At 68.9% G+C, this 25,143-nt stretch carries 25 protein-coding genes and 1 pseudogene; 11 read left to right on the top strand and 15 right to left on the bottom strand.

The features are described from left to right. Positions 1–361 precede the first annotated feature (361 nt). A complete protein-coding gene (locus IPN47_15170; GenBank protein MBK9409356.1) occupies positions 362–2,749 on the top strand; it encodes a DUF2961 domain-containing protein in 2,388 nt (795 codons plus the stop codon). Between the two features lie 624 nt (positions 2,750–3,373). On the opposite strand, the gene IPN47_15165 is transcribed toward IPN47_15170, so the two are convergent. The 3 genes from IPN47_15165 to IPN47_15155 are packed head-to-tail and all read right to left on the bottom strand — an operon-like array spanning position 3,374 to position 5,223. Continuing rightward, positions 3,374–3,757, bottom strand: a complete 384-nt coding sequence (locus tag IPN47_15165) for a DUF1801 domain-containing protein (protein MBK9409355.1) — start codon at positions 3,755–3,757, stop codon at positions 3,374–3,376. 14 nt (positions 3,758–3,771) lie between these two features. Beyond that, positions 3,772–4,044 carry a DUF2164 domain-containing protein gene (locus IPN47_15160; GenBank protein MBK9409354.1) on the bottom strand — a complete coding sequence of 91 codons (273 nt, stop codon included), beginning with the start codon at positions 4,042–4,044 and terminating at the stop codon, positions 3,772–3,774. A 9-nt stretch (positions 4,045–4,053) separates the two neighbouring features. Then, on the bottom strand, positions 4,054–5,223 hold the full coding sequence (locus IPN47_15155; protein MBK9409353.1) for an aminotransferase class V-fold PLP-dependent enzyme: 1,170 nt from the start codon (positions 5,221–5,223) through the stop codon (positions 4,054–4,056). Between the two features lie 317 nt (positions 5,224–5,540). On the opposite strand from IPN47_15155, the gene IPN47_15150 reads away from it, so the two are divergent. From IPN47_15150 to IPN47_15130, 5 genes and pseudogenes are all read left to right on the top strand, one after another. Further along, positions 5,541–7,232 (top strand): GMC family oxidoreductase, encoded by a 1,692-nt coding sequence (locus tag IPN47_15150; protein MBK9409352.1) that lies wholly within the window; start codon positions 5,541–5,543, stop codon positions 7,230–7,232. Between the two features lie 23 nt (positions 7,233–7,255). Beyond that, positions 7,256–7,810, top strand: a complete 555-nt coding sequence (locus tag IPN47_15145) for a gluconate 2-dehydrogenase subunit 3 family protein (GenBank protein MBK9409351.1) — start codon at positions 7,256–7,258, stop codon at positions 7,808–7,810. 76 nt (positions 7,811–7,886) lie between these two features. Further along, positions 7,887–8,993, top strand: a pseudogene (locus IPN47_15140) (Gfo/Idh/MocA family oxidoreductase). Between the two features lie 37 nt (positions 8,994–9,030). After that, a complete protein-coding gene (locus tag IPN47_15135; protein ID MBK9409350.1) occupies positions 9,031–9,816 on the top strand; it encodes a 6-phosphogluconolactonase in 786 nt (261 codons plus the stop codon). Positions 9,817–9,885: 69 nt separating this feature from the next. Next, positions 9,886–11,241, top strand: coding sequence for a DUF1939 domain-containing protein (locus IPN47_15130; protein MBK9409349.1), 1,356 nt, complete (start codon positions 9,886–9,888; stop codon positions 11,239–11,241). 42 nt (positions 11,242–11,283) lie between these two features. On the opposite strand, the gene IPN47_15125 is transcribed toward IPN47_15130, so the two are convergent. Both IPN47_15125 and IPN47_15120 read right to left on the bottom strand, forming a co-directional pair. After that, entirely contained in the window at positions 11,284–11,721 is a 438-nt protein-coding gene (locus IPN47_15125) for a DUF1801 domain-containing protein (protein MBK9409348.1), read from the bottom strand. Between the two features lie 36 nt (positions 11,722–11,757). Further along, positions 11,758–12,336, bottom strand: coding sequence for an HD domain-containing protein (locus IPN47_15120; protein MBK9409347.1), 579 nt, complete (start codon positions 12,334–12,336; stop codon positions 11,758–11,760). Positions 12,337–12,417: 81 nt separating this feature from the next. On the opposite strand from IPN47_15120, the gene IPN47_15115 reads away from it, so the two are divergent. Further along, positions 12,418–13,038: a YigZ family protein gene (locus IPN47_15115; GenBank protein ID MBK9409346.1), complete on the top strand. Its 621-nt coding sequence runs from the start codon at positions 12,418–12,420 to the stop codon at positions 13,036–13,038. Between the two features lie 60 nt (positions 13,039–13,098). Here IPN47_15115 and IPN47_15110 read toward each other — a convergent pair whose 3' ends face one another. Then, the gene (locus tag IPN47_15110) at positions 13,099–13,755 is read right to left on the bottom strand and encodes an MOSC domain-containing protein (protein ID MBK9409345.1); all 657 of its coding nucleotides are present in this window, start codon (positions 13,753–13,755) and stop codon (positions 13,099–13,101) included. Positions 13,756–13,776: 21 nt separating this feature from the next. Next, on the bottom strand, positions 13,777–16,824 hold the full coding sequence (locus IPN47_15105; GenBank protein MBK9409344.1) for a hypothetical protein: 3,048 nt from the start codon (positions 16,822–16,824) through the stop codon (positions 13,777–13,779). A gap of 196 nt (positions 16,825–17,020) precedes the next feature. Between IPN47_15105 and IPN47_15100 the strand changes: the two genes are divergently transcribed. Then, positions 17,021–18,256 carry a N(4)-(beta-N-acetylglucosaminyl)-L-asparaginase gene (locus IPN47_15100; protein MBK9409343.1) on the top strand — a complete coding sequence of 412 codons (1,236 nt, stop codon included), beginning with the start codon at positions 17,021–17,023 and terminating at the stop codon, positions 18,254–18,256. Between the two features lie 9 nt (positions 18,257–18,265). On the opposite strand, the gene IPN47_15095 is transcribed toward IPN47_15100, so the two are convergent. From IPN47_15095 to IPN47_15070, 6 genes are all read right to left on the bottom strand, one after another. After that, positions 18,266–19,135 carry an alpha/beta hydrolase gene (locus IPN47_15095; protein ID MBK9409342.1) on the bottom strand — a complete coding sequence of 290 codons (870 nt, stop codon included), beginning with the start codon at positions 19,133–19,135 and terminating at the stop codon, positions 18,266–18,268. Between the two features lie 206 nt (positions 19,136–19,341). Beyond that, the gene (locus IPN47_15090; GenBank protein MBK9409341.1) at positions 19,342–19,575 is read right to left on the bottom strand and encodes a hypothetical protein; all 234 of its coding nucleotides are present in this window, start codon (positions 19,573–19,575) and stop codon (positions 19,342–19,344) included. A 68-nt stretch (positions 19,576–19,643) separates the two neighbouring features. Beyond that, positions 19,644–20,018, bottom strand: a complete 375-nt coding sequence (locus tag IPN47_15085; GenBank protein ID MBK9409340.1) for a hypothetical protein — start codon at positions 20,016–20,018, stop codon at positions 19,644–19,646. A 248-nt stretch (positions 20,019–20,266) separates the two neighbouring features. Beyond that, the gene (locus tag IPN47_15080) at positions 20,267–20,650 is read right to left on the bottom strand and encodes a DUF2809 domain-containing protein (protein MBK9409339.1); all 384 of its coding nucleotides are present in this window, start codon (positions 20,648–20,650) and stop codon (positions 20,267–20,269) included. An 18-nt stretch (positions 20,651–20,668) separates the two neighbouring features. After that, positions 20,669–21,142: a tRNA (cytidine(34)-2'-O)-methyltransferase gene (locus IPN47_15075; GenBank protein MBK9409338.1), complete on the bottom strand. Its 474-nt coding sequence runs from the start codon at positions 21,140–21,142 to the stop codon at positions 20,669–20,671. An 86-nt stretch (positions 21,143–21,228) separates the two neighbouring features. Continuing rightward, positions 21,229–21,759 carry a mismatch-specific DNA-glycosylase gene (locus IPN47_15070; GenBank protein ID MBK9409337.1) on the bottom strand — a complete coding sequence of 177 codons (531 nt, stop codon included), beginning with the start codon at positions 21,757–21,759 and terminating at the stop codon, positions 21,229–21,231. Between the two features lie 88 nt (positions 21,760–21,847). Between IPN47_15070 and IPN47_15065 the strand changes: the two genes are divergently transcribed. Together IPN47_15065 and IPN47_15060 are read left to right on the top strand one after the other, a co-directional pair. Continuing rightward, complete coding sequence (locus tag IPN47_15065; protein ID MBK9409336.1) at positions 21,848–22,195, top strand: helix-turn-helix transcriptional regulator; 348 nt, start codon at positions 21,848–21,850, stop codon at positions 22,193–22,195. 4 nt (positions 22,196–22,199) lie between these two features. Continuing rightward, the gene (locus IPN47_15060) at positions 22,200–22,676 is read left to right on the top strand and encodes an SRPBCC family protein (GenBank protein ID MBK9409335.1); all 477 of its coding nucleotides are present in this window, start codon (positions 22,200–22,202) and stop codon (positions 22,674–22,676) included. On the opposite strand, the gene IPN47_15055 is transcribed toward IPN47_15060, so the two are convergent. Both IPN47_15055 and IPN47_15050 read right to left on the bottom strand, forming a co-directional pair. Next, positions 22,636–23,202 (bottom strand): DUF4199 domain-containing protein, encoded by a 567-nt coding sequence (locus tag IPN47_15055; protein ID MBK9409334.1) that lies wholly within the window; start codon positions 23,200–23,202, stop codon positions 22,636–22,638. The two genes, IPN47_15060 and IPN47_15055, sit on opposite strands and share 41 nt — an antisense overlap. A 153-nt stretch (positions 23,203–23,355) precedes the next feature. Next, the gene (locus IPN47_15050) at positions 23,356–23,829 is read right to left on the bottom strand and encodes a response regulator transcription factor (GenBank protein MBK9409333.1); all 474 of its coding nucleotides are present in this window, start codon (positions 23,827–23,829) and stop codon (positions 23,356–23,358) included. Between the two features lie 143 nt (positions 23,830–23,972). Between IPN47_15050 and IPN47_15045 the strand changes: the two genes are divergently transcribed. Next, a complete protein-coding gene (locus IPN47_15045) occupies positions 23,973–25,136 on the top strand; it encodes an NAD-dependent epimerase/dehydratase family protein (protein ID MBK9409332.1) in 1,164 nt (387 codons plus the stop codon). The last annotated feature ends 7 nt before the right edge of the window (positions 25,137–25,143 follow it).

Genomic DNA, 25,143 nt, shown 5'->3' with positions numbered 1-25,143 from the left:
CAGCGGCATCCCGCGCAGGGTCCGCTCGACCCAGGCGGCGCCGGCCCGGGTGGGGGCCACGGGGAGTGGCTGGGCGTCGCCCCGTGCGACCGGGGCGATCGACGCGAAGCAGAGGAGCGCCAGGCAACGCGCCACGGGGCGTGACCGCATGTCGGGGGAGGGTGAGGTCGGCGCGAATGTACCGGCGCGACGGGGCGCTGGCAATCGGTGTTGGGGGCATCCCCTAGCCGCGGCGCAGCGAGAGTGGGAAGTTTGGTGGCCGCCGCAGGCCTAACGACTCATTCCGGAGCCGCCGCCCATGCCGCTCACGCTGTTGACGCCGCTCACGAGGTGCACGCCGCTTGTACGGCGCACGTGGAACATGCCGTTTCGGCCGCGCCGCGCGCTGGCGACGCGCGCGGTGCTCCTGATCGCGGGGGTCGCGAGCGTCGCACTGTCGGTTCGGCTGGGCGCCCAGCTTCCGCCGGCGCTCGATCCGTATCGCCTCACGCAGCCGCGCGACTTCGAGGCGTTTCGCTCGTCCAGCAACAATGCGGACCTGGCCAGCAACGACGACAGCAAGCGTCCGCTCCCCGGTGAAACGGTCGTCCTCGCCGACCTCAAGGGGCCCGGGGTCATTACGCACATGTGGATCACCGTTGCCGCCAGCGAGTACGCGTGGCCGCGCCTCTTGCGGCTGCGCATCTACTACGATGGCAGCAGCGTGCCCAGTGTGGACGCCCCGCTGGGCGACTTCTTTGGCGTGGGGCACGGGATGGAGCGCCCCCTCAACTCGCTGCTCGTTCGGAACAGCTCGGCCGGGCGTTCGCGCAACTCGTACTGGCCGATGCCGTTCCAGCGTTCGGCCCGGGTGACGATCACCAACGAGGGGCGCCGGCGGGTGAGCAACCTCTATTACCAAGTGGACTGGTCGAAGTACCGGGCGCTCCCGGCCAACACGCCGTACTTCCACGCGCGCTATCGCCAGGCGTTGCCGACGCGGCTCGGCGCGCCCTATGAGGTCCTGCATACCAAGGGGCGCGGGCACTACGTGGGGACGGTGCTGAGCGTGGTGCAGAACCAGCCCGGGTGGTTTGGCGAGGGGGACGACTTCTTCTACATCGATGGAAAGAAGACGGCCAACATCGAGGGGACGGGGACCGAGGACTACTTCAACGATGCCTGGTCGTTGCGCGTGGGTGACGGCCCTAACTTCGGCGTGACGGTGGCCGACGGCACCGACCTCGGCTCGCGCATGACTGCGTATCGCTGGCACGTCGGCGATCCCATCCCCTTCACGCGCGAGCTCAAGTTCGACATCGAGCACGCGGGATGGACGTACAACAACGATGGCAGCGTGCGCAGCGCCTTCGAGGAACGCGAGGACCTGTTCAGCACCGTGGCCTTCTGGTACCAGCAGGGGGTGGCGCCGGCACAGCCCGAGCCGCCGTACGGCGCGGCGCGCCTTCCGCACGGGAATGCGGTGCATCTCGAGGTGGAGCAGCGCGCGGCCGAAACGGTGGGGACGCGTGGGAAGGTCTCGGTGCAGAAGGAGGTCTTCTGGGGGAAGGACATCCTCCTGTTCGAGGGCGAGGGAGTGGGCGCACGGCTCGACGTGCCATTCGATGTGGCGGAGGACGGGCGCTACGAGCTGATCGCGCAGGTGGCGGGGGCGCCCGACTACGGGACGTACTCCGTGCTCATTGACGGCAAGGTTCCCGGGAGCGGGACGGAGTTGGAGCATGAACCGGGCGCCAACATGGGGACGGGGTTCTCGATCGACGGCTACTACACCGAACTGTTTGTCGGCGAGGATCGCGTGATCGGGTGGCCGCGCCTGTCGAAGGGGCGGCACACCGTGTCGTTCATCTGTACGGGAAAGAACGCGGCGTCGACCAACTTCTTCCTCGGGCTCGATGCCCTGGTGCTGCAGCGCGTCGCGGGGGAGCGCGGCGACCGTTCCGCCGACTCCACGCGTGCGGACAACGTCGCCGACCGCCTGCGGGCGATCGGGAGCCGCCGAGCGGCAGGTGCGGTGCAGCTGGCGGTGCTTCGCCGTGGACTGTCTTCGTCATCGTCCGACGAGCGCATCGCGGCGGCGTGGGCCCTCACCCAACTCGGCACGGCGGCGCAGCCGGCGGTACCGGAGCTCACGACCGCGCTCACCGATGCGGATCACGTGGTGCGCGGGCTGGCGGCGCTCGCCTTGCGCGACGCCGGTCCAGTGAGCGACATGGCGCTCGATGCCCTGGCCGCCCGACTCACCGATGCCGACGACGGCGTGCGCATGGCGAGCGCGTGGGCCATCGGGGCGCAGGGGAGGCGCGCGACGCGCGTCTTTGGCGCGCTGATGGCGGCGGGCAAGGCGCAGCCGCAACATCCGCACGTGCAGCGCGCCGTGGCCGATGCCTTTGGCGCCATCGGGCCGGAGGCACGTGAGGCGCTTCGGTGCTCGAGGAGCTGGCCAAGGGGGTGCGCGTGCGGTGGAACGCGGTGGCGGCGATCAAGAAGGTGCGGGGGACCGCCCGCTAAGGCACGCGCGGCCGCCGGCGCGGCCGCGCGCGCTCTTTCGTGCTATCGTCGGCCGAAAACGCGCACCTGCGCGTGTCGCCCGCGCATGGTGTTGGCGTCGTACCAGAACTCGATGCTGCGAATCACCCGGTCGCCCCCCTCGAGGTCGATGACGCGGCTCTCGCCGCCAGCAGGGATGGTGTTCCGCAGGTTCACCGTCTGGTCTCCGCCATTGCCGAAGTGCACGACGACCCGGTGAAAGTCGACCGAGGCGCGTTGCACCGTGAGCTTGATGCGGCGAAAGTCACCGCGGGCCCCGGAGACGGGGATCACATCGTGATCCACGCGGTCGCTGACCTGCCGCTCGCCCAGCACGACCCAGTCGCGTCCTCCCTGCGGTCGCGCGGAGGCACAGCCCATCAGGGTCGCGAAGACGAGTAGTCCAAGTTTGCGCAGCATGTGGGGCTCTCCTGTCCGTGGTGTGGCGCGACCTGCGTCGCGCGGCCGGCTCGCGAGCGGGGATTGCTCGCTCGTGCAAGCGGCCCCGCGCTGTTGGTCGCCGTGAGGTGCGCGTCGTTAAGGCCGAGCGGCGCGCGTACGCCTTTCGGCGACCGGACGTCCACCGGCAGGCACGACTCCGAGCCGAATCGCTCGTATAGCCATCAACGCGACAAGGGCTCGGCGATCTGGACACGCCGCGGTGGGTGGGCTGCGCGCGGGGGCGCGCGTTGTCACGCGGCTTGTCGCGCGGGCTGTCTCGCGCGCCGTCCCGCGCGCCGTCCCGCGCGCCGTCCCGCGCGCCGTCCCGCGCGCCGTCCCGCGCGCCGTCCCGCGCGCCGTCCCGCGCGCCGTCCCGCGCGCCGTCTCGCGCCGGTTGTTTCCGCTACTCCGCGTTCTCGGCGATGCGCGCTTTCACCAGCTTGCGCACCAGGGCTTTCGAGAGCGGGTTGTCCGGAGTGAAGCGGATCGTCCCCTTGCTCGTTTCGAAGCCCGCGAGCTCGTCCGCGAACGCGGCCACCGTCTGTCCGCTCATGGGATAGAAGGCGCAGTGCTTCGCGGTCGCGCCGTAGCCGACGAGCACGCCGTTCAGGCGGAAGGCCGGGAGGCCATACGAGAAGCACTCCTCCGCCTTGGGGACGATCACCTTGATCGTGGTACGCAGCTGCTGCAGCGCTGCGCGCTGGTCTTCGGGAAGGCGCGCGAGGTACTCGTCGTGCGTGACCGGCTTCGCGCTCGCGCGTGGGGACGACTTCGCCTTCGCGATCATGACTGGGCGTGGTGTCAGGGGGAGGGGCGGCGCGCGGTGGAGCGCGGCCAGTAGTCGAACTCCTGCTGCGAGCAGGCCCCTTCGAGGTCGGCGACGCGATCGCGGAAGTAGGCCTGCGCGTCGCCGATCGCCCCATTGTAGATGGAGGGGCCGATCTCCTTCAGGATGAACTCGAGGAAGAGGCGCGCCTTGAGCTCGCCGATCTTTTCGTCGAGCTGCTCGTCGCAGTAGCGCCGGAGCGAGGCGATGGCGCGGGTCGTGTCTTCCGGGGAAAGCTCGATTGGCATGGTCTCTCGTCAGGCAATACGTTGCAGCGCGTCCATGAGACGCTCGATGTCCCCAACCGAGTTGTGCAGGTGGGGGGCGATACGGATCCCCGGGCCGCGACGCCCGACGATGATCCCCTGTGCCACGAGTCCCTTCACGATCCGGTCATCGCGCGCGCTGTCGCCGGTCGTGACGTTGACGAACGTCGAGCGGTGTGCGCTCGACAGGTCGGAGTTGAGGCGCACCCCGGCGTGCGGTGCCCGCGACTGCAGTGCGTCGAGGAGCGTCCCCACGTGCGCCTGGATCCTGGGGACGCCGACCTCCGTCAGCAGGTCGATCGAGCGCTCCATGGCGATGAGTGCCGCGTTGATCGTGCCACCAACCTGAAAGCGCGCCGCGCCCGGGAGCCACTCGATGTGCGGGGCATCGTAGACGGAGGTCTTCATGCTCGCGTGGCCGGCGCGGTCGGGGACGACGGCCTCGAGGAAGCGCGGCGACGTGTAGATCGCCGCCGTCCCCGGGATCCCCATCAGCCACTTGTAGCTGCCGGTGACGAAGAAGTCGACCTGTGTGGCCGCCACGTCGACGGGGACGGCCCCCACCCCCTGAATCGCGTCGACGATGCTGAGTGCGTTACTCGCTCGGCAAGCGGCGCCGAGCCTGGCGAGGTCGATGCGATGGCCGGTGAGCCAGTGCACCCAGCTGATGGCCACGGCGCGCGTGCGCCCATCGATCGCCGCCAGGACGCGATCGAGGTCGACGTGCTGCTCGACAGGCACCTGCCGCACCTCGACCCCGCGACGTGCCAGGTGGAGTGACGGATAGATCACCCCGGGAAACTCGTTGGCCGGCACCACCACGTTGTCGCCGGCGCGCCACTCGATGCTGTTGAGCGCCGCGCTCATCGCCTCGGTGGTCGTCGGGACGAAGGCGACGAGCTCGGGGGGCACGTTGAGCAGGCGTGCGACCTTCCCCTGCAGCACGGGGAGGGCGTAGTCCTGCGTGCCGGTCTGGTAGAGATGAAAGAGGCGTTCGCGGTCGCTGAGGTAGCCGCGCAACGCATCGCTCGACCGCTGCGGGAGGGGCGAGGATGCGGCATGATTGAGATAGATCCCCTCGCGCTGCCGCGGAAACTCGTCCGCGGCGAGTCGATCGCCCTGGTCGAGGCGTGCGGTGGCGTCGGGGGAGGGCGTGTTCATGGTATCGAGCGGTGCAGGACCCCCAGCGAGTCGTGCCACGCCAAGCCCGAGCCCGGCGAGCGCCGTTCGGCGCGAGAAGTCACGGCGAGAGAGTGGATCGGACATCGGCGGCGTGCTCCGCGTGGAGTGAGCGAGACTGGCGTGGTGCCGACGGCACGTGTGGGGGGCGCGGCGAGGCGCGACATGAGTAACCCGATTCCCGGGGACGTTCGAGTCTACGACCAACGGGGGGCGTGAGGCTATCCCTTGGACGCTCGCTCCTTCAACTTCTCATCGCTGACGCCGTTCATCGCTCGCCCTCGTCCCCGCACCGGACCGTGCCACAGCCCAACACCTCCTACGACGCCATCGTCATCGGCTCCGGCATCTCGGGCGGATGGGCCGCCAAGGAGCTGTGCGAGAAGGGGCTCAAGACGCTGGTGCTCGAGCGCGGCCGCAACGTCGAGCACCTCAAGGACTATCCCACCGCTCTGCTCGCCCCGTGGGAGCTCCCGCACAAGGGCGCGACGCCGCGCGCCTTGCTCGACGCCAACCCGCTCATCAGCAAGGCCGCTGGTTACGGGGAGGACACGGCGCACTTCTTCGTGAAGGACGCCGACCATCCGTACGAGCAGGAGAAGCCGTTCGACTGGATCCGTGGCTACCAGGTGGGAGGGAAGTCGCTGACCTGGGGGCGCGCCTGCCAGCGCTGGAGCCCCCACGAATTCGTGGCGCCGGAAAGGCTGGGATACGGGATGAACTGGCCCATCGGCTACGACGACGTGGCCGACTGGTACACGCACGTCGAGCGGTTCGTCGGGGTCTGCGGTGCAGCTGACGGGCTCGAGGCGATGCCCGACGGTGACTTCCTCCCGCCGTTCGACTTCAACTGCGCGGAGTTGCACCTGCGAGTTGCCCTGCGCCGGAGGTATCGCGACCGGCACGTCGTGCAGGGGCGCTGGGCACAACTGTCCGAGCCGCGAGAGATTCACCTGCAGCAGGGGCGCGGGACCTGCCAGGCGCGCAACCTGTGCATGCGTGGCTGCCCGTACGGCGGCTACTTCAGCTCCGTCTCGTCGACGCTGCCGTGGGCGCAGAAGACGGGGAATCTCACAATACGCCCCGACTCGGTCGTCCACTCCATTCTGTACGACGAGGCGAAGGGGAAGGCCAGCGGCGTGCGCGTGATCGACGCCCACACGCAGGCGATCAACGAGTACCGCGCCCGCATCATCTTCGTCAACGCCTCGGCACTCAACTCGACGCTCATCCTCCTCAACTCGACGTCGCGGCGATTCCCCAATGGCCTGGGGAACGACGCGGGTGTGCTCGGGCGATACGTCGCCTTCCACAACTACCGGGCGTCGGCGCACGGGACGCTGGATGGGCTCGAGGACCGATACTTCTACGGGCGCAACCCCACCGAGTGCATCCTCGTCAACTTCCGCAACCTGGGAAAGCAGGACGCCGACTTCGTCGGCGGCTACACGACCTTCACGGGCGGCTACCGGACGCGCGGCGTCGATGCGGCGACGCGGTTGGGCGGCACCTACAAGGATGCGCAGGCGCAGCCGGGGCCGTGGGGGCTGTACATGTACATGCAGGGCGAGACCGTCCCCAAGTACGACAACCACGTCCGGCTCCACGACACGCTCAAGGACCCGTTCGGGATTCCGCGCCTCGTGACATCGGTCGGCTACGACGACAACGACGAGGCGATGATCCGCGACTGGCTCACGCAAGCCAACGAGATGCTCGCCGCCGCCGGCTGTCGTGACATCGAGTCGCGCGACAACCACCAGGCGCCGGGGCTCGACATCCATGAGATGGGCGGTTGCCGCATGGGGCGCGACCCCAAGACGTCGATGCTCAACGCGTGGAACCAGCTCCACGCCGTGCCTAACGTCTTCGTCACCGACGGGGCCTGCATGACCTCCACCGGCAACCAGTCGCCGTCGATCCTCTACATGGCGCTCACGGCGCGCGCCGCCAACCACGCGGTGGAAGAACTCGCGAGGCAGAACCTGTGAGCGATGTCGTGAAGCTCCCACCCGTGACCCGTCGCACCGCGCTCAAGGCAGGGAGCGTGGTGCTCGGCGGCGCCCTCTTCACCTCCAGCGCGCTGCTCACCGCCTGCTCGAGCGATCGTGCCGCGCCACCGGCGTCGACCGCGGGCATCTCCACCGAAGATGCGCAACTGTTGGAGGAGATTGCGGACACGATCCTCCCCACGACCCCCGCGTCGCCAGGGGCAAGGGCGGCCGGCGTGGCCCCGATCGTCGCCCTCCTGGTGAACGACTGCTACGACGCGCCGGCACAGCGCCGCATCCGCGACGGGCTCCAAGCGTTTCGCGCGCTGTGTGTCGATCGGTGTGGCGGGGCCTTCACTCGGCTCTCGCCGAGCGAGCGAGAGACGCTGCTCGCTGGCGTCGATGCCGAAGCGGTGAAGGCCGGCGACGCGCACTGGTTTCACCTCGCGCGTGAACTCTCGCTCCGCGCCTACTTCTCATCGGAAACCGGAATGACGCAGGCGCTCCGCTACGTCCGCGTCCCCGGGCGCTGGACCGGCTGCCTCCCGCTCCAGCCAGGTCAGCCCGCGTGGGGATGACTGTCTCGTTAGGCCATCGTATGCAGCACGCCCCGACTCCACTGCACGACCTATCATCGGAGAGCCGCACGTGTCCAAGGTGAAGATCGGGATCATCGGGTCCCGCTTTCAGGCCGACTGCATCGCGCACTCGGTGCGCATGATGCCAGAAGAAGGGGAGGTCGTCGCCGTTGCCTCGCCCTCGGCAGGCCATGCGCGCGCCTTCGCCGAGCGCCACGGCATCGCCGCAGCCTACACCGACTACCGCGAGATGCTGCGCGACCCGGCGATCGAGATGGTCTCGATCACCGCCCCCAACCGCTTGCACGCGCAGATGACGATCGACGCCGCGCGCGCAGGCAAGCATGTGGTCTGCGAGAAGCCGCTGTGCGTCACGCTCGAGGAAGCGGACGCGATGCTCGAAGCGTGTCAGCAGGCCGGCGTCCTGCTCATGTACGCCGAGGAGTTGTTCTTCGCGCCGAAGTACGTGAAGGCCAAGCAGATGGCCGACGAAGGCGCCTTCGGGCGCGTGCACCTGGTCAAGCAATCCGAGAAGCACAACGGCCCGCACTCCGACTGGTTCTGGGATGTGAACCAGTCCGGCGGTGGGGCGCTCATGGACCTGGGTTGCCATGGCATCGCCTTCTGCTGGTGGTTTCTTGGCAAGCCAAAGGTCAAGAGTGTCTATGCGCAGCTCTCCACGCAGGTGCACGGCCAGCGCACCGAGGGGGACGACGAGGCGCTGACGATCATCGAGTTCGACAACGGGGCCACGGGTGTGATCGAGAACTCGTGGACCAAGCCCGGCGGCATGGACGACACCATCGAGATCTTCGGCTCCAAGGGGCAGACGTACGCCGACATGCTCATCGGGAACGCGCTCCCGACGTACTCCGAGGTCGGCTTCGGCTATGCCGTGGAGAAGGCGGCCAGCACACAGGGGTGGACCTGGCCGGTCTTCGAGGAGCACTACAACTACGGCTTCCCGCAGGAGATGCGGCACTTCGCCCGCTGCGTGCGTGGCAAGGAGACGCCGATCGCCGATGGCGAGACCGGGCGCGTGGTGCAGGAGGTGCTGTACGCCGCGTATGCTTCGGCCGGGCTGGGGCGCAAGATCAACTTTCCGTTCCACCCGTTGGGGATCGCCAAGCCGATCGATCTCTGGAAGAACCCCGCCCTCGCTGAGGCGGCGCTGGCCCGTTAGGCATTCCCAGGCACCCCTCACGTCCTCGTCATTCCGCATGCCTCGCGCTCCCATTCACGTCCTGCCCACGCCCGACGCCGTTGGCGCGTACGTCGCCGATCACCTCCTGGCCCGCATCGCGGAGGCGCACGCCGACGGTCGCCGCTTCCTGCTCGGCGTTCCCACCGGGCGCTCGCCACGCCCGGTCCTGGCCGCGATGGCGGAGCGTCTGTCCCGACAGCCGCAATCGCTGGCGCACGTGACGCTCGTGATGATGGATGAGTACCTGGTGGCCGGCGCTGACGGGCTCCAGTATGCGCCGGACGACGCGCCGTGGTCGTGCCACTACTTCGCCCGCGTGGAGATCCTCGAGCGGCTCAACGCGCACCTGCGCACGAGCGACCAGTTGCAGCCCTCGCACGTCTGGTTCCCGCTGACAGAGAACCCGTCGGAGTACGATGCGCGCATCGCGGCCGCGGGGGGGATCGACTGCTTTGTCCTGGCCTCGGGGGCGAGCGACGGGCATGTCGCCTTCAATCCGCCGGGGAGCCCGCGCGACAGCCGCACGCGCATCATCCCGCTCTCCGAGGAGACGCGCCGCGACAACCTGCAGACGTTCCCCTCGTTCGGGACGCTGGAGACGGTGCCGCACCACGGCGTGAGCGTCGGCGTGGCCACGATCGCCGCGTCGCGCGAGGCGATCATGCTGGCGATGGGGGTGGGGAAGCGCCTGACCGTCTCGCGCATGCGCGCCGCCGACTGCTATCAGGCCGACTGGCCTGCCACCCTCATCCATGACGTCGCGACGGCGCAGATCGTGGTGGACGCGGCCGCGTCGGAGTAAGCTGCAAGGGCGCGCGGGCGCCGTGGCCCGCGCGCGCCCCGCGCTCGACCGACGCTCCGGAGGATGACCATGGGTGTGCTGCTGCAGGCCTTCTACTGGGACTGTCCCGCGCTCGAAGGGCGCGAGCGCGCGTGGTGGGGTCGCATCGAGGCGGAACTGCCGGCGCTCGCCGAGGTGGGCTTCACCGCGCTCTGGCTCCCCCCGGCCAGCAAGGGGATGAACGCCGGCGGCATGGGCTACGACCCGTACGACTACTTCGACCTCGGCGAGTTTGACCAGAAGGGGGGCGTCGAGACCTGGTTCGGCTCTCGTCAGGCACTCGCGTCGCTCATCACCGCCGCGCACGCGCAGCGCCTCGAGGTCTACGCCGATCTGGTGCTCAATCACTGCAGCGGCGCCGACGAGCAGGAACTCAACCCCATCACCAACGAGTGGCGCTGGACGAAGTTCACCCCGGCCAGCGGGCGCTTTCCGCGCGACTGGAATTGCTTCCACCCGTCGGAATACGAGTCGTGGGACGACGATCACTTCGCGGGCTTCCCCGACCTCTGCCATCGCAATCCGCACGTCTATACACAGATCATGCAGTTCGTCGAGTGGCTGGTCGAGGAGATCGGCTTCGACGGCTTTCGCTTCGACTTCGTGAAGGGCTTCGGTGAGGAAGGGCGTGGCGCGTGGCTCATCACCGCCATCCAGGAGTACCGCTATCGCCGCGTCGGGGCGACGTACCACAAGCCCTTCGGCGTGGTCGAGTTCTGGGACGAGGAGCACGCCGACGCCATCATGGGCTATCTCGATGGGGCGAACTTCTGGAACGACAATCCCGTCGCCGGCTTCGACTTCCCGCTGCGGCGGCGCCTGGCGCGCCTCTGCGCTGACGACGGCTTTTCCATGCGCGAGCTCACGCAGCCCGGGACGATTCTCGCGCGGCAACCTGCACGCAGCGTCACCTTCGTCGAGAACCACGACATCATTCGCGACAACCCCATCGTGCGCGACAAGATGCTCGCCTACGCGTTCATCCTCACGCACGAAGGGTATCCCTGCGTCTTCTGGCAGGACTACTACAACTTCGCCCTCGGTCGCGCGGGACAACCCGACGGGATCGCCGCGCTGGTCGGCGTTCACGAGTCCCATGCGAGCGGACCGACGGAGGTCCTCTACGTCGACGATTCGCTGTACATCATGCAGCGACGCGGGCTCGGCGGGCGTGGCGGATTGGTCGTCGCGATGAACAACAGCGGGACTGCCTGGCGGGGCGACTGGGTGACCACGGCCTTCGCCAACCGGCGCATGACACCGGTCGCCCACGGATCGTCGCTCGATCACGCGACGCCGCACGACAAGGAGACCGACGCCGGCGGCCGCGCCGACTTCTGGGCGCCGCCGCGCGGTTATGCGGTGTACGTCCCCGCGGACGCGTGATCGGCCACCCGTTGCTGCTGGCGGCCGACCTGCGAGCGTCGCTCACACATACGCGATCCACGAGCGCAACAAACGCTCGAACGCCGCGCGCCTGGCGGTGAGGTCATCGAGGTCGCGGAACACGATGGTCGCCCGGTCCTTCCCGAGCCAGGTCAGCAGCTGCCCCGGATCGTCGATCGCCATCCCCTCCGGCGACAGCGACTTCACCTTGGCACCGAGATGGAGGATGAGCTGCACGCCCACCTTGGCGCGCAGGTGAATCGTGGCGAACCACTCGGTCGTGCGAAAGCTTGGGGCGTTCCACTTGATCCCGTCGGTGATGCTGGGATGCGCACCAAGGATGATCGCGCGCAAGGCCACGATCTCACCCTTGTGCGGGTGGACGAGCGTGGCGAGCAGCTCGTCGACGGAGTCATCGTCTGCGCCGGAGCGACCCAATGACGCGGTGGTGGTGCGTGATGTCGACCGTTTGGCGGGCATGAGGGGCTCCGCGAAGGGTGGAGATGCCGTGCGAGGTCAGGTGCCGAACCATCCGTTCCGGTTCACTTCATCCAGCCGTGCCTCGAGGTAGTCCCACAGGGCAGGGCACCCCGCCTTGATCTGCGGTGCGACGCGCCCGACCACCCGCGCGTGCGTGATTCCGTTCTCGCGCCAGCTCTGCCCGTGGTTGGCCAGGTTGAGCAGCACCGGCATGGCCCGGTCGACGGCGTTGGCGAAGCGCGCCTCGGCCGTCGCCCCCGCCTCGAACTCCTCCCACAGCTGCAAGAAGCGCTCGCCCTGCGGCGTCGGGAGCATCCCGAAGATGCGCTGCACCGCTTGCCGCTCCGCCAGCTTGCGTTCCTCCCACCCGCCCTCGGCGTAGGCAATCGTGTCGCCGGTGTCGATCTCCCCCACATCGTGCACGAGGAGCATGAAGACGACATGGTTGAGGTCGACCGGCGACTCGGCGTAGTGCACGAGTGAGGCCGCCAGCATCGCCAGCTGCCAGCTGTGCTCGGCCGAATTCTCGTATCGATCGAGGCCGATCACGCGCGTCTTGCGCGTGACGCCCTTGAGCTTGTCCAGTTCGAGGATGAAGTCGACGATCTGCTGCATGACGGGGCCAAGGAGTGAGCGGTGCGCGTCGAGCTTAGCTCCGGGCGCACGTCGCGGCTAGCAAGCATATTGGACGGAGCCATGGCCGATCCCCAGCGCTATCCCATCCCTCGCGCCCGTGCCCGTGCCGAGGTGGTCATCGAGCGGAGCCGCTTCATCTGCACGCTCGCGCCCGCTGAATCGCCCGAGGCGGCGCACGCCTTCGTGCGCGAGATGTCGCACGAGTTCGACGACGCGACGCACAACTGCTGGGCCTTCGTCGCCGGACCGCCGGGGAGCACTGCGCGCATCGGGATGAGCGACGACGGTGAGCCGCACGGCACCGCAGGACGCCCGATGCTGACGGTCCTCCTGCACGCCGGTGTGGGCGAGATCGCCGCGGTCGTGACGCGCTACTACGGGGGGACCAAGCTGGGGACCGGTGGACTCGCCCGCGCCTATTCCGGCGCCGTCCAGGAGGCGCTGTCGCGACTCGAACGCCACGAACGCGTCGAAACCACCGACCTGCGGGTGCGCGTCGGCTATCACGCCTTCGCCGCGGTGCGGCACCTGCTCCCCACCTACGAAGCGCACGTGCTCAACGAACGGTACGACGACGCCGTCGAGCTCACCCTGCGCGTCCCGGTCATGCAGCTCGTGGCGTTGCGCCTGGCGATCGGGAACGCGACCGGCGGCCAGGAGCAGTACCTCCCGGAGGAGTGATCGAGGGTCGCGCGCTGCCACTCGGCGGCGTGATGTGCTGCCGCTACGCGGCGCTATGCCCTACGCGTCGGGGTGCTCCAGCACGTACTCGAACGCCGCGCGCCATCGACTCGCGAGCGGGGCGCGCAGCGCGTCGCGCAGGACGTCGGCGTGGTGCCGGCGATCGTGCCACGCGCGAAAGAGCGTGGCTGCCAGCGGAAAGTCGGCCGGAGCCGGCTCGACGGTGAACGTGTCGCCCGCTTCGACATGTCCGTCGCGGATCACGCGCGCATACACGCCCGGGCGCCCCGCCTGCGCGAAGCGCTTCACGAAGCGCGGGTCGCCCACGCGCGTGGCGAGTGTGGCACAAGGGACGCGCGGAAAGGTGAGCTCGAGCGTCAGCCGAGCGTTCGTGAGGCGATCGCCGATGCGTACCTCGGGCCACCACCGGTCGATGGTGAGGTTCTCGCCAAACAGCCCAGGCGGCATCGGTCGATCCAGCTCCCCTTCCCAGAACGCGAGGTCCTCCGCGCTGTAGAGGTACACCGCCTGGTCGGGGCCGCCGTGCACGCGGCCGTTGGCGATGAAGTCCCCCTCGACACCGTCGGGCGTCACGCGTACCGCGCCGGGGCACGGCTGCTTCACGATCCCCGTCGCGACCATCTCGTCGCCGATGATCAGGTCGTGCGACGAGCCGATGTTGACGGAGTGGATGGTGGCGTGGACGGAGCGCGTCATGACAGCTATGGGTGTGTAGGGTCAGTCCTGCAGGGCGCCGGCCTTGGCCTCCAGCGCCGCCAGCTGCAGCTGGACGCGCGCCAGGATCGCCTTGATGATGGCAAACTGCTCGCGGTGCGTCTTGGTGGGGGGATGCAGGCTCCCCTGTAGCGCCCCCTGCCCGTTGAACTCTCCCGCCAGCCCGTACACCCGTCCGCGCAGCGCTCCCGGCCCGGCGCGCACCGTGCGTTCCAGCGCCGTCAGTTGCGTGAGCGTGCTGTCGGTGGAGAGGCGCGCCGCGCTCCCGTCGCCCGCCGACGCGCGGCGCGCCACCAGCTGGCGGCGCAACGCGGTCATGCGCTCGCCCACCTCGGCCACACTCTGTTGCGTCCCGCTCACCTCGAGCAGGAAGCTCTCGCGCGTGCGGTGCTGTTCCACGGTCACCGGCAGCAGCGGGTCGGGGCGCACGACCACCGTGCGCGACATCTTCTCGCCGTCGGCGTCGATCGTGACCGTGTAGCTCCCGGGCGCGACGAACGGCCCGCGGTCGCCCATGTCGTGTGGCGGGCGCGGGAGCGACTCGGACGTCCCTCCCTCCTCGCCGCCCCCCTGCCCGCTGGGCGGAGGCGGGGCGTGGCGCAGGTCCCAGTTGATCCGGTGGATTGCGCCTGGCGATATAGGCCCGGTGAGCGTACGCACCGGCCGCCCGGCTGGCGTGGTGATCGTCACCGTCACCTTGCTCGCCGCGCGCCCGAGATGATACGACACCAGCGCCCCATCCTTCGGGTTCTCCCCGGCGAACGCTCCCTGCGCACGATACGAGAAGTCCTCCCAGAACTGGAAAAGCGTCGCCGCCCGCACCGGAAAGAGGTGCACGCGCTTGGTCGCCACCGCCGGCGAGAAGTCGGCGATCGGCGCGGCATCGTCGAGGATCCAGATCGAACGCCCGTGCGTCCCGACGATCACGTCCTTCGTCTTGGGGTGCACGAGGATGTCGTCGTAGCGTGTGGTGGGGAGCGAGGCCACACGCGTCCAGGTGCGTGCGGTATCGACCGACAGGTACAATCCGAACTCCATCCCGGCAAAGACGACGCCGGGCTTCCCGTCGTACTCGTGCACGGTGCGCACCGGCATGTCATCGGGGAGGTTGCCCACCACGCGCGTCCAGGTGGCGCCGAAGTCGAGCGTGCGGAAGAGATGCGGACGATAGTCGCCGCCACGGTGCCCATCGAACGACACGTAGGCCGCCCCGCGCCCTAACGACGAGGCATGTACGCGGCTCACCAGCGTCCCCACCGGCACCCCGGGGAGTGCCGCCGTCACGTCGGTCCATGTCACGCCGGCGTCGCGCGAGACCTGCACCACGCCGTCGTCCGTCCCCACCCACAGCACCTTCGCGTCGAGCGGCGACTCCGAGATCGTGCTCATCTCCGAGTACGACGACTCGCCATCGTAGCGCGACAGCGTCACGTCGCGCCCCAGCACCCCCATGATCGGGAGCGTGTCTCGGTTCACTCGGCGTGTGAGGTCGGGCGAACGCGTCCACGAGTTGCCGTAGTCGCGCGTGGTGAAGAGCCGGTTGCCGCCGACATACACCGTCCCCGGCGTGTGGCGCGACACGATGATCGGCGCCGTCCAGTCGAACCGGTACGCGGTATCGCCTTCGGCCGGCGGGAACGGCTTGAGGCCGAGCCGGTCCCCCGTCTCGATGTCGAAACGCTGGATCCCCAGGTTCTGGCTCGCGGTGTAGACCCACCGCTTGTTGAAGGGGTCGGGGCGCTGGTACATCCCGTCCCCGAAGCCGATCTGCCGCCAGTCCTCGTTGACGATGCCTAACCAGTGGCGCGTGGCACTCGGTCCCATCCACGAGTGGTTGTCCTGCATGCCGCCGTAGATCCAGTAGGGGTCGCGATCGTCGGCGGCCACCGAGTAGAACTGCCCGATGGGAAGGTTGTTCAACCGCACCCAGGTCTCCCCCAGGTCCCACGTTTCGTGCAGCCCGCCGTCGCCGCCAAGGAAGGCGTGGCGCGAGTCCTTGGGGTTGAGCCAGAAGGCGTGATGGTCGCCCTTGAGCCCGACGTCGTACGTGGGGCCGGTGGGGAGCGTGCGGAAGGTCCGCCCTCCATCCTCACTGCGATACACGGTGACCCCCGGGATCCAGACGCGATCGGCGTTGGTCGGGTCGATCACCGGCTTGGAGTAGTACATGGGGCGCGGATTGAGCGGGTTCACCCGGCGCCACGTGTCTCCGCCATCTTCGGATCGGTAGGTGCCCGCCTCGGTGCGATGCTCGATCGTGGCGATCACGATGCGTGGATCGGAACGGGCGATGGCGAGCCCGATGCGCCCCTTGTCTCCCGTCGGGATCCCCTCGGTGATGGCGCGCCAGGTCTCGCCGCCGTCGGTCGACTTCCAGATCCCGCTCCCCGTGCCGCCACCGTTGTACCCCCACGGCGTGCGCAGGCGCTGGTAGGTCGCCGCAATCACGACGTCGGGATTGATCGGGTTCACCACGATGTCGGTCGCCCCCGTGAGCGAATCGACGAAGAGCGTCTTGCTCCACGTCCGCCCGCCGTCGCTGGTGCGGAAGACGCCACGGTCTGCGTTAGGCGCCCACAGGTCGCCGGCCGCGGCCACCCAGGCGATGTCGGGGTTGGTCGGGTGAATGGCCACCCGCCCGATGTGCCGCGTGGCGGCGAGCCCCAGGTGTGTCCAGGTGGCGCCGGCGTCAGTCGACTTGTAGACCCCGTTCCCCCACGAAGTGCTCTGCCGGTTGTTCTGCTCTCCCGTGCCCACATACAGGATGCGCGGATCGCCTTCGTAGATCGCCACGTCGCCGAACGTCGCGACCTTCTGGTTCTCGAAGATCGGCGTCCACGTCGTCCCCTTGTTGGTCGTCTTCCACAGTCCGCCCGAAGCGGTGGCCACGTACAATGTGAAGGGATCACCCGGGACCCCCTCCACGTCGTGAATGCGCCCGCCAAGTGCGGCCGGGCCAATCGACCGGAAACGGAGCGAGTCGAACGGCGACTGGGCGCCGGCGACCATGGGCGCGAGGACGGTGAGGGCGAGGGCGAGCGAGCGGCGCATGGCGTCGAAAGTCGGGTGAAGAGTCGCGCGAATCTACGGTCGCGCGCGCCACGCCACGAGCGGGGCCCCCGGGGTGCCGAGCGCCCGTGCCGCGGTGCCGACCCGCCGCCGCGCCACGTTGCCCGGGGTCTTCCACCGACTTGCGCACGGCTGCCCCGCTGGGAGAATAGAGGCAACCCCACACCCCGCCCCTTTCATGGTCTCACGTCGCGACTTCGTGAAGCGCACCTCGGCCACGCTGGCCGCTACACCGCTCGCCGGCCTGGCGATGTCGACCCCTGACGCGTCCACGGACGCGTCGCCGCGCGCCCCGGAGCTCTGGCTCAAGCACGCCGTGCGCCCCGTCGTCATCTCCGACTACTCGGGGTGGGAGTTCAGGAACGGGGGGACCGAGAACGCCGTACAGCGTGCCTTCCGGCTCATCACCGAGGGCAAGGATGTGCTGGACGCCCTCATTGCCGGCGTCAACATCCCTGAACTCGACCCCACCGAGACCGGGATCGGGTACGGGGCGCTGCCTAACGCCGACGGTGTGGTGCAGCTGGACGCCTCATGCATGCACGGCCCGCGCAAGCGCGCGGGCGCCGTTGCCTGCATCGAAGGGGTGCGCACCCCGTCGCTGGTGGCGCAGGCGGTCATGGACTACACCGACCATCACCTGCTCAGCGGCGAGGGGGCGCGCGAGTTTGCGCGGCAGATGGGGTTCACCGTCGAGGCCGACCTCAATACCGACACCTCGCGCCGCCTCTGGCGCGAGTGGCGCCGCCGCGTCGATCCCGAGCACTGGCTCGATCCCAAGGGCAAGGGACGCGCCCCCAAGGACCGGCACGAGAAGGACCCCGGCGACACCGACTTCGCCGCGAGCGCGCATCGGGTGCCTAACGCCGAGTGGGAGTCGCGCGCCCTCGCCGCCGGCCGGTCGATGGTCCGCGATGGACTCGTGCGCGAGGGATCGTTCTGGGGGACGATCAACTGCGATGGCATCAGCCCCACCGGCGACATCTGCGGCGTGACGACGACGAGCGGGTTGGCGTGGAAGATCCCCGGACGCACCGGCGACTCCCCCATCCTCGGCGCCGGCCTCTACGTCGACAACGACGTCGGCGCGGCCGGCTCCACCGGGCGTGGCGAGGCCAACCTGTACAACCTGTCGTCGTTCCTCATCGTCGAGGCGCTGCGCCGCGGCATGAGTCCCAAGGATGCCGGGATGGAAGCGCTCAAGCGCATCAAGGCCAACACCATCGAAAGCCGCCTGCTCAACAGCAAGGGGAACCCGAACTTCAACATCCGCTTCTTCGTGCTCAACAAGCGCGGCGAATGGGCCGGCGTGTCGATGTATCACGCGGGGGAGACCAAGTTCGCCGTCTGCACCGAGAACGGCGCGCAGGCGCCGGAGTTGGAGCCACTGCTTGCCGGTGGGCCCGAGGACTGACCGCGGCGGCTAGCGCGCGCGACGGATGAAACGCACGATCTCGTCGAACAGCACGGGGAGATAGGCCGCACGATCGAACCCCGGCGGGTCCTGCGAGGGCGGGATCGCCGGACTCACCATCTCTGGCGGGTACGGGCTGAGGAAGGCGAAGTGACCGGCGTTCGCGACCACGAGGTGATCGAGTTGCGCCGGGTCTTGGAGGCCGCTGGCGACCACCTGCGCGTGAAACGCCGTCGTGAGCATGTCCCGCTCCCCGGTGCGCATGAGGATCGGGACGTCGACGTCGGCCAGTGCGCCTCTGGCCATGAACCACGGCGTCGCCGGCGCGAGGAGGACCAGGGCGCTCACGCGCGCGTCGCGCCTAACGGGGACCGTGACCGCCGCGCCGTTAGGCGATTCCTGCGCGAGTGACGTCGGCTTCCCGCCGGCAACAGCAAGCGCGGTGTAGCCGCCCATCGAGTGCCCGATGATCGTCACGCCGCGCGGTGCGACATGCGCACCGACGATTGGGTCGGTGAGCGCGGCGTCGATGACCAGGTGGAGGTGACGCGGCCGGTTCTCGAGGTTCGCGACCGTTCCCGAGAGCGAGTCGTCCGCACGACAGTTGCCGGGGTGCTGCACGAGCGCCGCGACGCACCCCGCGCGTGCGAGATGCAGCGCCAGGTCACGATGCGTGAAGGGGGTCCCGCCCGACCCGTGCGAGATGACGACCAGCGGGAGCGCGTGTCCGTCGACGGGGGCGTCGAGCGCAATGTCGACCCGGAATGGGCCGAACGGCGTCGGCCGCGCCTGGGCCCGTGTCGGATAGAGCAGGCGCACGGGGATGCTGGTCCCCTGAACCGCGTCTGCCACGTCGATCGCGCGGCAACCGGCGTTGATGCCGGCGGAGAAAGTCGTCACGAACGATGGGCCACGGTCACGTGTCGAGCAGCGCCGTCATGCGTGCCCGCGCTGGCTGGGAGCGGGGGAAGCATGGCGCCCGCCAGCCGCAGCGGTCAAGCCGCCATCGTGCGGAGCGCGACTGCTGAGTCAGCGTGCACCCACAAGTGCCGCCACCGCGACACGTCGATACACGATGACCAGCCTCAGACGCTCGGCTGCACGTCCGATTGGCGCACCCGCACCGTCCCGGCGCCGGAATGGAGCGCCACCAGGTACACCGGCTCAGGCGTGGCGCGCAGCAGCAGGACGACGGTCCCCGCATCGCCTTCGTGGGCCCCAGCGAGGACGCGCACCGTCTGGTTGTGCATCAAGGCGATCCCCTCGAGGCGCTCGCCGAGCAGCCATCGATCGCCGATCCCCTGCATGGGCGCGGTCATGGACGATCGACGTTAGGCATGGGCGCCGTGCCCACGCGGGCGCTCGTCGGCGTCATGAGCCACACGACTCAGAACCACGGCTCGGGGTCGCCCGAGTAGGTCCCGTCGCGCGACACGGCGAAGTCGACGACCGCACGTGCGTTGGAGGCGACGGTGACCTGCTTCGAGAGCGGATCGGTCGCCGCCAGGTAGCCGGCACGCGGAATGACGCGAACCCGGTACACCCCACCGCCCGACAGGTGAACGCTCACGCTCCCGTCGTTGCTCGTTCGCGTGATCACCTCGGTCGCGGCGAGCGTCACGATCACCTGCGTGCGACCGACCGCCACCCCGCGATCGTCGCGCACCCGCACGTTGATCATCGTCGCGTCGGGCTCTGTCCCGCCCAGGACGCCGCAGCCTGAGGCCCCGACGAGCAGCAGCATCAGCATGAACCGTCGCATGGGATCCTCCGTCTGCTCGACCGACGTGACATGGGGCGCGGGCGCACATCCTGCGAGTGGAAGCAACAGTGAGCCGCCACGACGGGCAAGTGGGGCGATCGCTCGGCCGCTCGTGCCACGTCCGACGCAGGGATGAGGCGACGCACGTGGTGCACCGGTGATCGAAAACGCGCGATCCCGCTGGCGGCGACACGCGCCCGGGGCGACCCCCCACGCTCCACGCGCCCGCTCCGCACGTTCGCGCCCCGTCAGCGCCTCCGCGCGACGCCCCCTCGGTCCAACGCCCACGCTAGCCCGATCCCCACGGCATAACACGTCAGGTCGCTCCACAGGAACCCCTGCCCGAGCACGAGTGCGCCAATCCGATGGGCCCGGAGCGCCACCAGCCACGCCGGATGCAGCAGCTGACTGCATTCCACGGCTAGAGCCGCAAGCCCCGCCGCACACGCGAGTCGAGGCGCCGCTGCGCTCGGCCGAAGCCACGCCAGCAGCCAGTACACCAGCGTCGCCCACAGCACGTCGCCGCCGAAGGTCGCAAGCACCTCGGGAAAGGCCGCCGGAACGCGACGCGTGGCGAGTCCGGTGGCGATGGTGGCGACGGCCAGCGCGGAGAGCCTGAGGCGAGATCGCACGAGCGACGAAGTGGCCAATCAGCCGGTGCGTGCGCGGCGCTGGCGCAGCACTTCGTACACCGCGATCCCCACGCTCGTCGACAAATTGAGCGAGCGAACGCGCGTCGCGTCGATCGGCATGGTCACGAAGCGATCGCGATAGCGCTCATGCAGCGCGGCGGGCAGCCCACCGGTTTCGCGACCGAAGACGAGGACGACGTCGCTCGGCTCGCCGAGTGGTGCCTCCCAGAACAGGCGCGTCGCCTTGGTGGAGAAGAAGAACGGCTCGCCGAGTGCCGGCAGCGCACGCTCGAACGCCTCCCAGCTGGGCCACACGCGCAGGTCGACGTGCTCCCAGTAGTCGAGCCCCGCGCGCTTGACCTCGCGCTCATCCAGGGAGAAGCCCAGCGGCCCCACCAGGTGCAACGTGGCGCCGGCAGCGAGGCAGGTGCGCCCCGCATTGCCGGTGTTCCAGTGGATCTCGGGGTGGACGAGGACGACGTGTGTGGCCAACGGAGGCGAACGGTGTGGGGCCGGTGAAGAGGGAGCGGACGATGCGGGACCAACGGGAGCGGCCGCGCGCGCGTCGCCGGGAGAGCCTAACGACTCGCGCCCGCGGTCGCGAGCGCCCCATCGCCCGGCGACAGCCGCGCCACCTCGTCTGCGAGCGCCTGCCAGACCTCGAGGCGCCAGTATCGCCGAGCCGCCGCACTCGTGGACGGGGCCACGAAGAGCCGAGTGGCCCCGACCATCTCGGATTGTAGCCCGAGGGCGACGTCCGTGCGCCCCAGGAACTGCTGCGCGGCGCGCTTTCCGTTGAAGCACAACATCCGCGGCCGATAGCGCTCGATGAGGGAGCGCAGCACCTCGACGTCCGACTCGGCGGGCCGCAGCACGTGGTCGGGACCGACCTGCGTCTTCACGATGTCGGTGAGGCCGATGCCGAAGTCGAGAAGCGTCCGGAACTCGTGCGGGGCCAGCGGCCGCGGCGTGAGGCCGACCTCGAACAGCGTCTGCCAGAAACGGTTCTGCGGCCCGGCGTAGTAGCACCCGGCCCGCGCCGACGCCGTACCGACGGCCGAACCACAGATGACCAGGCGAAGGTCGGGGGCAATGACGTCGTCGAGCATGGGTCTATTGATCTCGTGGTGCCACTGGCGTCGTCAACGTTGCGGCACCGATTGACAGAACGGCAGGGCGAGACATATGGTTAGCCATATGGCTAACTATTCTGCCTCGCTCGATCACGTCTTCCTCGCCCTCGGCGATCCGACGCGTCGAGCCATCGTCTCGCGGCTGGGCGTTGGATCGGCCTCCGTCACGGAGCTCGCCGCGCCGTTTCCCATGGCGCTGCCGTCGTTCATGAAGCACATCGGCGTGCTGGAGCGCAGCGGCCTCATTCGGTCCAAGAAGCAAGGACGAATCCGCACCTGCGAGCTCGACCCGGCGACGCTTCGTGACGCGGAGTCGTGGATGGCCGATCAGCGCGCGCTCTGGGAGGCGCGCACCGATCGCCTCGAGGCGTACGTCGAAACCCTGCAGGGCCCCCCTCACGCAAAGGAGTAGGACCATGTCCGTCGGCGGCGAATACGACCTCGAGATTTCCCGTGTCCTGCGCGTGCCGCGGGAACTGGTCTGGCAGGCGTGGAGCGATCCCGCCCATCTCAAGGAATGGTGGTGCCCCAAGCCGTGGACCACCGAGGTGCGCGCCTTCGACCTCAGGCCAGGCGGTGCCTTTCACACTTTCATGCGCGGTCCCGATGGTGGCACCAGCGACAACCCGGGTGCCTTCCTCGAGGTGGTTCCCCAGTCACGCCTCGTCTGGACCTCGGCGCTGCTCGAACACTGGCGCCCAGCCGCCGACCCGTGGATGCCCATGACGGCCTACATCAACCTCTCCGACGAGGGGGAGCACACGCGCTACGTGGCGACGGTGCTCCACAAGGACAAGGCGACGCGCGACCAGCATGAGGCAATGGGGTTCTTCGACGGCTGGGGGACATGCATCACGCAGTTGGAGCAGTTCGCGGCGTCGCTGCGCCGCTGAGGGCCTCATCATCCCGTCGCTTCCGGCTCATCACGCCGGCGGCGATGAGGGCGAACAGGAGTCCCACCGGGAGCGGCTCCAGGAAGGTGATCGCGATGTTCACGAGCGGCTTCTGGTACATCGCCTGGAACTCCTCCATCTCCTTCCGCTTGGCGGCAAGTTGGGCTTCGTTGGCCCCGGACTTCCGCTCCTTCTCGATTGCCTGCGCGGTCATCTTCTCGGAGTAGCCCGGGGTCAGCTTGAAGTACATCACTTCCCACGTGGCGACGTAGCAGCTGCTGGCGACGAACATGATCAGGAAGCCGACCAGGAAGGCGCGCCCGAAGGTGATGCGCCCCCCGGCGACGTTGTCGCGATACGTCTTGACCCCCACGAAGATCATCAGGAAGGCGAGCACCATCGACGTGTAGCCGATGATCATCCCCTTTTCGGGCCCGATCTGCTCCTGGAACGGCATGGCGATGAGCAGCATCGCCGACATGATCGTCCCGGCGATGAGCCCGAACGTCAGCACGATTTTCCGCATGACAACTCCCGGTTGGTTGAGGAGGGGCGAGTCTATCCGTCGTCCCCCGCCGCGCGCGTCACACGAACGGGTGATTTTGGGCGATCTGGGGCAAAATCATGCGAAAGTGGGAGGGTTCGGGGCGGCGCCTTCGGGGGTGGGCCCTCGAGCCCCTCACGGAATCAGGCGCAGCTCCTTGCCCAGCTGCACCGCCTGCGTCCGTCGCCGGGCTCCCAGCTTGTCGAAGACCCGGCTCGAATGCGTCTTGACGGTGTTCTCGCTCACCGACACCCGCTCTGCAATCTCCCGGTTGCTCAACCCCTCGGCCATCAGCGCGAGGATCTCCAGCTCGCGCGGGGTGATCCCGAGCGCCCCGACCTTCTGCTCGTCGCGCACGAAGGTGGCCGGCGCGGGGACGTGGACCGGCACCGGAACGTGGATCTCCTGGATCTCCCGCACGACGACGGGCTCGGCGGGGCGGGTCAGCCTGAGGCCGAGCCAGATCCCCAGCCCGGCGAAGACCGCCGCGACCAGTGCGCCATAGATCTCGATCGAGTGCTCGACGATGATCCAGCGGTACTGAATGAAGCGGAGCACGGCGACCAGGGCGCCGCACAGGAGACCGTACAGAAGGACGTGCTTACGCATTCCTGCAGTTGGAGAGGGGCGGGTCCGGAAAGGGACGCGATCCGACGCAGAAGGGCAAGCGCCGCCGCGCCGCCGGGCGACATTCCGGATCGCTGTTCCGCGCGCCACTTTCGGGGATCTCTCACCCGTCAGGCTCTGCCGCCATGTCATCGTCCCGCCGCGACTTCCTTCACACCGCCGCACTCGCTGGTGCGGGGCTCGCCCTCTCCCCCTCGATCGCCTCTGCGTCGGGAGCCCGTGCGAACGCGAATCCGGGCGAGCGCCGCGATCCCACGCCATCCGTGGCCCCCAAGAAGCTCCTGATCCTGGGCGGCACCGGCTTCATCGGCCCCAACACGGTGAAGTACGCCCTCGCCCGCGGGCACGAGGTCACGATCCTCACGCGCGGGCGCAGTGCCACCAAGGTGGACGGCGTCGAGCACATCATCGCCGACCGCGAGGGCGACATGGGGATGCTCTCCAAGCGAAAGTGGGACGCGGTGCTCGACAACAATGCGCGAGACTACCGATGGGTTGCGCGCAGCGTGGCGGCGCTCAAGGACTCCACGGGACACTATCTCTTTGTCTCGTCGATCTCGGCGTACAAGACCGATACGATGAGCTACGCGACCGCGGGGAACGTGCGCACGGAGCCGATCGACGAATCGTACGAGCGCTTCGCCCCGCCGCCGGGGTTCAAGGACGGCGATGAGGCGCCGTACGGCCTCACGAAGGCGATCTCCGAGAACCTCGTGCACGCCGCCTTCCCGAAGCGCGCCACCATCGTGCGCCCCGGGCTCATCGTGGGCCCCACCGACCCGACTGATCGCTTCACGTACTGGCCGGTGCGCGTCGACGAGGGGGGCGAAGTTCTCGCCCCGGGGAACCCCAACCACTCGTCGCAGGTCATCGACCAGCGCGATCTCACGGAGTGGATCGTCAGGCTCGCCGAGAACGGGGTGATGGGCGACTTCAACGCCACCGGCCCGGCGACGCGGATGAGCTTCGCCGAGATGCTCGCCGGCTGTCGGGCGGTGACCTCGACCCCGGTCTCGTTCACGTGGGTCCCCGAGTCGTTCCTGGCCGAGCAGAAGGCGGCGATCTGGAGCGAGATCCCGGCGTGGGCCCCGGGCGACGCGCTGATGTACGTGAACGTGAAGCGTGCCATTGCGGCTGGGCTCACCTACCGACCCTTTGCCGTCACGGCGCTCGACACGCTCGTGTGGGACAAGTCGCGTCCCACCGCCGACCGCGCCAAGCGTGCGGCGGGGATGACGCGGGCGCGGGAGGCGGAGATCCTCGCGCGCTGGCGGCAGCGCGCGAAGTAGCGCGCGA

The sequence above is a fragment of the Gemmatimonadota bacterium genome, assembly GCA_016719105.1.
In the GTDB taxonomy this organism is placed as follows: domain Bacteria; phylum Gemmatimonadota; class Gemmatimonadetes; order Gemmatimonadales; family Gemmatimonadaceae; genus SCN-70-22.
This window is presented reverse-complemented; position numbering and strand designations above follow the sequence as displayed.

What these genes read in the sequence shown, in the direction of transcription:
- IPN47_15130 (MBK9409349.1), top strand. Translation starts at nt 9,886, where the DNA reads ATGGGTGTGCTGCTGCAGGCCTTCTACTGGGACTGTCCCGCGCTCGAA.
- IPN47_15090 (MBK9409341.1), bottom strand. Translation starts at nt 19,575, where the DNA reads ATGACCGCGCCCATGCAGGGGATCGGCGATCGATGGCTGCTCGGCGAG.
- IPN47_15170 (MBK9409356.1), top strand. Translation starts at nt 362, where the DNA reads ATGCCGTTTCGGCCGCGCCGCGCGCTGGCGACGCGCGCGGTGCTCCTG.
- IPN47_15135 (MBK9409350.1), top strand. Translation starts at nt 9,031, where the DNA reads ATGCCTCGCGCTCCCATTCACGTCCTGCCCACGCCCGACGCCGTTGGC.
- IPN47_15065 (MBK9409336.1), top strand. Translation starts at nt 21,848, where the DNA reads ATGGCTAACTATTCTGCCTCGCTCGATCACGTCTTCCTCGCCCTCGGC.
- IPN47_15045 (MBK9409332.1), top strand. Translation starts at nt 23,973, where the DNA reads ATGTCATCGTCCCGCCGCGACTTCCTTCACACCGCCGCACTCGCTGGT.
- IPN47_15160 (MBK9409354.1), bottom strand. Translation starts at nt 4,044, where the DNA reads ATGCCAATCGAGCTTTCCCCGGAAGACACGACCCGCGCCATCGCCTCG.
- IPN47_15070 (MBK9409337.1), bottom strand. Translation starts at nt 21,759, where the DNA reads ATGCTCGACGACGTCATTGCCCCCGACCTTCGCCTGGTCATCTGTGGT.
- IPN47_15120 (MBK9409347.1), bottom strand. Translation starts at nt 12,336, where the DNA reads ATGCAGCAGATCGTCGACTTCATCCTCGAACTGGACAAGCTCAAGGGC.
- IPN47_15050 (MBK9409333.1), bottom strand. Translation starts at nt 23,829, where the DNA reads ATGCGTAAGCACGTCCTTCTGTACGGTCTCCTGTGCGGCGCCCTGGTC.
- IPN47_15085 (MBK9409340.1), bottom strand. Translation starts at nt 20,018, where the DNA reads ATGCGACGGTTCATGCTGATGCTGCTGCTCGTCGGGGCCTCAGGCTGC.
- IPN47_15100 (MBK9409343.1), top strand. Translation starts at nt 17,021, where the DNA reads ATGGTCTCACGTCGCGACTTCGTGAAGCGCACCTCGGCCACGCTGGCC.
- IPN47_15110 (MBK9409345.1), bottom strand. Translation starts at nt 13,755, where the DNA reads ATGACGCGCTCCGTCCACGCCACCATCCACTCCGTCAACATCGGCTCG.
- IPN47_15060 (MBK9409335.1), top strand. Translation starts at nt 22,200, where the DNA reads ATGTCCGTCGGCGGCGAATACGACCTCGAGATTTCCCGTGTCCTGCGC.
- IPN47_15155 (MBK9409353.1), bottom strand. Translation starts at nt 5,223, where the DNA reads ATGAACACGCCCTCCCCCGACGCCACCGCACGCCTCGACCAGGGCGAT.
- IPN47_15125 (MBK9409348.1), bottom strand. Translation starts at nt 11,721, where the DNA reads ATGCCCGCCAAACGGTCGACATCACGCACCACCACCGCGTCATTGGGT.
- IPN47_15055 (MBK9409334.1), bottom strand. Translation starts at nt 23,202, where the DNA reads ATGCGGAAAATCGTGCTGACGTTCGGGCTCATCGCCGGGACGATCATG.
- IPN47_15115 (MBK9409346.1), top strand. Translation starts at nt 12,418, where the DNA reads ATGGCCGATCCCCAGCGCTATCCCATCCCTCGCGCCCGTGCCCGTGCC.
- IPN47_15105 (MBK9409344.1), bottom strand. Translation starts at nt 16,824, where the DNA reads ATGCGCCGCTCGCTCGCCCTCGCCCTCACCGTCCTCGCGCCCATGGTC.
- IPN47_15165 (MBK9409355.1), bottom strand. Translation starts at nt 3,757, where the DNA reads ATGATCGCGAAGGCGAAGTCGTCCCCACGCGCGAGCGCGAAGCCGGTC.